Raw genomic sequence first — 5,644 nt, forward strand, 5'->3', positions numbered from 1 at the left:
CGCGCGGCCAGGGCCGCCACGGCCATGACCAGGGCGGCGGCGAAGACGGTGGCGGCGCTGTTGGGACCCAGCAGGGTGGCGCGCATCCGGCCCGCGCCCCGCACCGAGACGTACTGCGCCAGGGCGCCGGCGGCGTAGATCGCCATGGCGCCGAGCAGGCAGAACAGCAGGCGCCGGCCGCGCGTCTGCGACGCTCCGATCACCCGGGCCGAAACGTAGAGACAGAAGAGACCCAGCAGGTTGACGACGTTCAGCAGCACCGCCGAGCGGTCCAGCGTCGTGGCGGCGAAGGCCTGCGGAACGTAGGACCAGACCGGGTGGGCGCCGTCGGGCGTCCAGGGCGTCAGCGGCCAGAGGACGGCGGCCAGCAGCAGGGCGGCCAGCACGCCCGGGACCAGCCATCCGCCGAGGCGGGCCAGGTCGCGGCGCGCCCAGCCGCAGCTGGCCAGCAGGCCGACGAGGAACAGGGCGTAGAGCGCCGAGAAGCCGGCCGCCACCGCCAGTTCGCTGGCCCCGAAGGCCAGGACGGCGGCGAACACCAGGCCCGTCAGGACCAAACAGGCGGCGGTTTCGGACCCCGCGAGCCGCCGGGTCCGCCCCGCGTCAGTCGGCATAGTACTTTCGGTAGCTCTTGTAATAGTAGCCGGCGTCGCCGTAGCCGTAGCGGGACTGCGCCTTCAGATCCATCTGGGTCAGGGCCACGCCGGCCAGGAACACGCCGCGGCCTTGCAGCAGCGACAGGGCCGAGGTGATGGCCTTGACCGGGGTGCGCTTCCAGCGGGCCAGCATGACCACGGCGTCGGCGTGCGGCGCCAGGATGCGGGTGTCGGCGATGGCCAGCAGCGGGGCGGTGTCGAGCAGCACCACGTCGAAGCGCTGGCGCAGCTCGGCCAGCAGGCGCAGGAAGGCGGCCGAGCCGAAGACGTCGCGCGGGGTGTAGGCCGACTTCATCAGCGGCAGCACCTTGGCGCCGCTCTCGTCGTTGACCAGCGCCTCGTCCAGGGTCGCCGCGCCGTTCAGCACCTCGATCAGGCCCACGGTCGGGGCCGTGGGCAGGAAGCGGTTGATCGCGCCCTGGCGCAGGTCGCAGTCGACGACGACGACATTGGCGCCCGAAGCGGCCAGGGTGCGGCCCAGCGAGAAGGTGGTGGTGGTCTTGCCCTCGCCCGGCAGCGACGAGGTGACCGCGATCACCTTCACCGCCTCGCCGACCTTGGAGAACAGGATCGCCGCGCGCAGCTTGCGCAGGCTTTCGGCGAAGCTGGAGAGCGGCTTGTTGAGCAGGTAGTCCGGCGGCGTCAGGCCACGCAGGGCGCGGGTGTCGTCCAGGGTGGAGCTGAGCAGCGGCACCGAGCCCAGGTAGGAGACGCCCAGGCGGCGCTCGACCTCGTCCTCGGTGAACAGGCCGGCCATCAGGATCTCGGCCAGGACCACGGCGGCGACGCCGGCGCCCAGGGCGACGACCAGGCCGATCATCAGGTTCAGCGACGGCTTGGGCGCGCTGGGACGGGTGGGGATCGTGGCGCGCGACACCACGCGGGCGTCGGCCTGCTCGATGCCCTGCTGCGCCGTGGTCTGCTTGAAGCGGCCCAGCAGCGATTCATACAGCGTGCGGACGGAGTCGGCCTTCCGCTCCAGCTCGCCCAGACGAATGCTGGCGCGATTGTTGCCGGCCAGGGCCCCGCGGGCGGCGCCGACGCTGCCGGCCATCGAGCCGGTGCGCTGGCGGGCGACCTGGGCCTGGGCCTCGAGGTTGGAGATGATGCGCTTGATCTCGGCCTGGATCTGCCCGTCGATGTCGGCCAGTTCGCGGCGGGCCTTCAGCAGGTCGGGGTGGCGGTCGCCATAGCGGCCCGACAGGTCGGCCACGGCGGCGCTCTTCTCGGCGCGCTGCTTGCGCAGCTGCTGCACGACCGGCGAGTTCAGCGACTCCCCGACGTCCTCGCCGGTGCTGCCGCGGGCCAGCTGGCTGCGGGCGATGCTGAGGCGGGCGTCGGTCTCGGCCTGCTCGGCGCGGGCGCCGGCCAGCTGCTGGTTCAGGCCCGAGATCTCCTGCTCGGTCAGGGTCGCGCCCTGGGCGCTCATCAGGTTGTTGGCGATCTTGTACTGCTGGACGTCGGCCTCGGCCTGCTGCAGCTCGCCGCGCAGGTCGGCCACGCGGGTGTTCAGCCACTCGTTGGCCTGCTTGGTGGCGTCGAACTTCGCCTCCAGCTGCTCGGTCAGGTAGAGGTCGGCGAAGGCGTTGGCCAGCTTGGCGGCCTGGGCCGGATCGGGATGGGTGTACTGGACCGTGATCAGGTAGGTGACGCCCGCACGGCGGACGTTGAGGCCCGACAGCACGCGATCGACGATGCGCTCGCGGCGGCGCTGGATCTCGATGTCGCTCAGCTTGTCGGCCGGAGTGACGGCCTTCTTCAGGAACGGCAGCCAGGCGCGGACGCCCTTGGCGCCGGCCAGGCTCGGGTTGAAGTACGGGTCTTCCTCGAGCTTCAGCTTCTGGACCACGCGGCCGGCCAGCGAGCGCGAACGCAGGACCTCGACCTCGGTGTCGACCACGGCGCTGTCGGCCGGCAGGCCGGAAAGCACCGCGTTCATGTCGGGCGCGACCTGCTCCTGGCGCACGTCCAGCATCACCTGGGCGGCGGTCGAGTAGGTGGGCGTCTGCTGCAGCGTGTAGAGCACGACCGCTACGAACACCGCCAGCGCCACGGCCGCGAACAGCCGCAGCCGCCGCCGGAACACGGCGATGATGACGTTGAGGTCGAACGCAGGCGCTCCGGCGTCGGACGCCGGAGCGGTTTGGGTCTCGAAGGTCGAGCCGTCCATGATGCGCACTCTTCACTGGTCGAACAGTCCCCCGGCTAGCGAAGGACCGTGACCTATTTCAGGCCTGGAGCTCGACCCTTACCGACGGAAACATCGGTAAGGGATTAACCGGCTCCAATTTCGAACAATCGATGGCGCGGCGACCGATGAAAGCTCGGCCGCCAGGCCTTTAGAACTGCAAGGCGACCGAGGCGGCCAGCTTGTTGTCGGTGAAGCTCTTGGACTTGTCGACGCCGTCGGACTTGGTCTTGGCGTAGGTGTAGGTCAGGAAGACCCCGACGCGGCGGTTCATCAGATAGGCGGCCGACAGCTTGCCGCCGGTGCGCTTGTCGGCGCGATCGATGCCGTCGTAGTCGTCCTTGCCGAAGCTGGCTTGGCCCGACAGCAGCACGTTGCGCAGCAGCTCGTGGTCGACGGCGACCGAGCTGTTGGTCGACACGTAGCCCTGCGAGGCCGAGACCACGGCTTCCTCGATGGCGCGCGAGGCGTTGAAGGTGACCGTGGTCAGCTCGGTCGGGAACCACTCGACCTTGCTCTTGGTGCTGAAGCCGCTGACGTCGCGGCTGCCGCCGGCGAAGTTGTCGTAGGTCTGCTTCATGTAGCCGGCGTCGACCTGGCCGCGGATCGCCTGGGCCAGTTCGAAGTCGACACCGGCGGTCAGGTTGTAGCCGTCGGAGTCGCGGGTCTTGGTGATGTCATAGCGGCGGGAGTCGCCGGCCAGCGCGACGTAGAAGGCGGTGTCGGGGCTGATCGCGTAGTCGGCCTTGAGGCCGTAGCGGACCTGGTCGCGATCGCGGAAGTCCTGGTCCAGCACGGTCGTGCCGCCGCCGGTCGCCGCCAGGCGGCCGTCCTTGTAGTCGTAGGCCTTGCTGGTCAGGTCGCCCGTGATGCGCAGGCGGTTGAATTCCTTGACGCCCTTCAGGTTGGCCGTGAGCAGCGAGTACTCGATCGGGGCCAGGGCGGTCGCCAGCGATTCCGGCGCCGAGCGCGGCTCGATCAGCTGTTGGTACTGCAGCGAGCCGGAGATGTTCGTGCCGCGCACCACGTCCAGACGGCCGTTCACGCCGAGGGTGTATTCCTCGTTGTTTTCGGTGTCGTGGTTCGAATAGCGGTTCACCGAGGCCGAGGCGAAGGCGCCCACGGCGTGGCGCGACCAGTCAGACCGCAGCGCCAGTTCCGGCTTCACGCGCCAGATGGTGTCGCTCGTCTCGCTGGCGGCGACGGCGTAGATGTTGTCGTCCCGCTCGGCTTCGATCGTCAGCCGGGGATACGCCTTGAAGGCGCCCAGGCGAACGCCCGCAGCCTCGTAGTCCGGGCGCGGACGCTGGCGCACGCTGACGTGCTTGTCACGCTTGAAGCTGGTGGCGGCGTCTTGCGCAGCCGCCATCTGCGGCGCAGCCGCGACGAGCACGGCCGCGACCGCGGCTGAAGCCAGAATTCTCATTATCCATCCCCACTTCGACGACCATCAGGCCGTCTTTTCGGAAACCCGACACAAACAAAAAGGGCTCGCCGACGAAACCCGAGGGCGCGAAGAGCGCCGAAGTTCTAGACGGCGATCAGGTGCCGCAATAGTCGGCGATGACGCCGGCGCACGGATCGTACTGAGCGCCGGGCGTACCAGCGTCGCCGCCACCGCCGGCCGCGCCGTCGAGGCTCGACAGCACGGTGACGGAGTCGCCGCCGTCGGTCGCCGCGGTGACCGTGCCGGTCGCGCCGGTGGCCGAGGCCACCTGTGCGCCGAGCTCCGGCGAGACGGCCGAGGCCACGTCGACGGCCATCGTCCCGGTGATCAGGCCGCTGGCGGCGGCCTGGGTCAGGGCGGCGACGATCACGGCCGGCGAGGCGCCGGTCTTGGCGAGGGCGGCGGCGATCGCGGCCTTGACGGCGGCTTGCTTGCCGGCGGCGTCGAGGGCGGCGTAGCCCGGATCGGCGGCGGCGGCGGTGGCCGCGTCGGCGATCACGGACTGCAGATCTTCAGCGGTCGGCGCGGCCGTCTCGGTGGCGGCGGCCGGAGCCTGCAGCGAAGCCGCGATCGAAGCGAGCGGCGCTACGGTAATGACCAGGCCAAGCGCGGCGGCCTTGGCGAAACGCGATGACATGGTTTACCCCCATTAGTAATGCGCGTTTTCCTATAGGCCGCAACCAAGGGCTATTGCCAGCCCTAAATCCCGGCGTTCGGTTAATTCGGTCGCGACAGAGACGGTTTTTGCACAGATGCGCAACAATCCCTGAGCGACCTGCTTCTGGTGGGATCAATTCTTAGGCCATGCCTGTGACGCAGGCATGAAGCCCGGGAACCATCGGTTCTATATCCTGAAAGGCGAATATTTCCCGCGACAACTCATCGACTCGCCTGGAGAGCATCAAGCTCGGCCATAGAGTCGAGTTTATGATCAATGAGCAGAGCCAATTGTCGTCTGTTCAATATCGGCTCGTTCGCACACAGAGCACTCAACGTCGCCGACGCGTCATGCGGCGCAGTCCTCGCACCACCGGCCGCTCGATGCTGGGCCAGATGAGTAGTGCGACGAGAAAGACGATGACGGTGATGGCGATGAGCACGATGCAACCTCAGGGAGATAAATCCTTATAGTACAGCCTTGATCGCTTGTCCGGTCCCCCGGTGCGGAAAGGCGCTTTGCCGTATTGCGCCGCACGCTCGCGCGGCGCATGGAGGCCACGCCTGACCTCGCCCGCGCCATCCTCCTCGTCTCGGGGCGGCGAGCGTCCGGCCCGATCCGAACGAAGAGGTTTCGATGCGCGTAGCGATGATTGGCACGGGCTATGTGGGCCTGGTGTCTGGGGCGTGTTTTGC

Annotated in this window: 3 protein-coding genes and 1 pseudogene; all 4 read right to left on the reverse strand. The window is 68.7% G+C overall.

Translation table 11 applies throughout. The features are described 5' to 3' along the window. Nucleotides 1-557: pseudogene (locus DMC18_RS24550) on the reverse strand (O-antigen ligase family protein); the annotation flags it as partial. A gap of 46 nt (nt 558-603) precedes the next feature. Further along, complete coding sequence (locus DMC18_RS24555) at nt 604-2,826, reverse strand: polysaccharide biosynthesis tyrosine autokinase (protein WP_110121936.1); 2,223 nt, start codon at nt 2,824-2,826, stop codon at nt 604-606. A 169-nt stretch (nt 2,827-2,995) separates the two neighbouring features. Then, nucleotides 2,996-4,270 (reverse strand): outer membrane beta-barrel protein, encoded by a 1,275-nt coding sequence (locus tag DMC18_RS24560; protein WP_110121937.1) that lies wholly within the window; start codon nt 4,268-4,270, stop codon nt 2,996-2,998. A 115-nt stretch (nt 4,271-4,385) separates the two neighbouring features. Further along, the gene (locus tag DMC18_RS24565) at nt 4,386-4,928 is read right to left on the reverse strand and encodes a hypothetical protein (protein WP_110133398.1); all 543 of its coding nucleotides are present in this window, start codon (nt 4,926-4,928) and stop codon (nt 4,386-4,388) included. Between the last annotated feature and the right edge of the window lie 716 nt (nt 4,929-5,644).

Origin of the sequence: Caulobacter sp. D5 (assembly GCF_003185805.1) — a bacterium.
Taxonomy (GTDB): domain Bacteria; phylum Pseudomonadota; class Alphaproteobacteria; order Caulobacterales; family Caulobacteraceae; genus Caulobacter.

Excerpts from the sequence above, each read along its gene's own strand:
- DMC18_RS24565 (WP_110133398.1), bottom strand. The coding sequence starts at position 4,928 with ATGTCATCGCGTTTCGCCAAGGCCGCCGCGCTTGGCCTGGTCATTACC.
- DMC18_RS24555 (WP_110121936.1), bottom strand. The coding sequence starts at position 2,826 with ATGGACGGCTCGACCTTCGAGACCCAAACCGCTCCGGCGTCCGACGCC.
- DMC18_RS24560 (WP_110121937.1), bottom strand. The coding sequence starts at position 4,270 with ATGAGAATTCTGGCTTCAGCCGCGGTCGCGGCCGTGCTCGTCGCGGCT.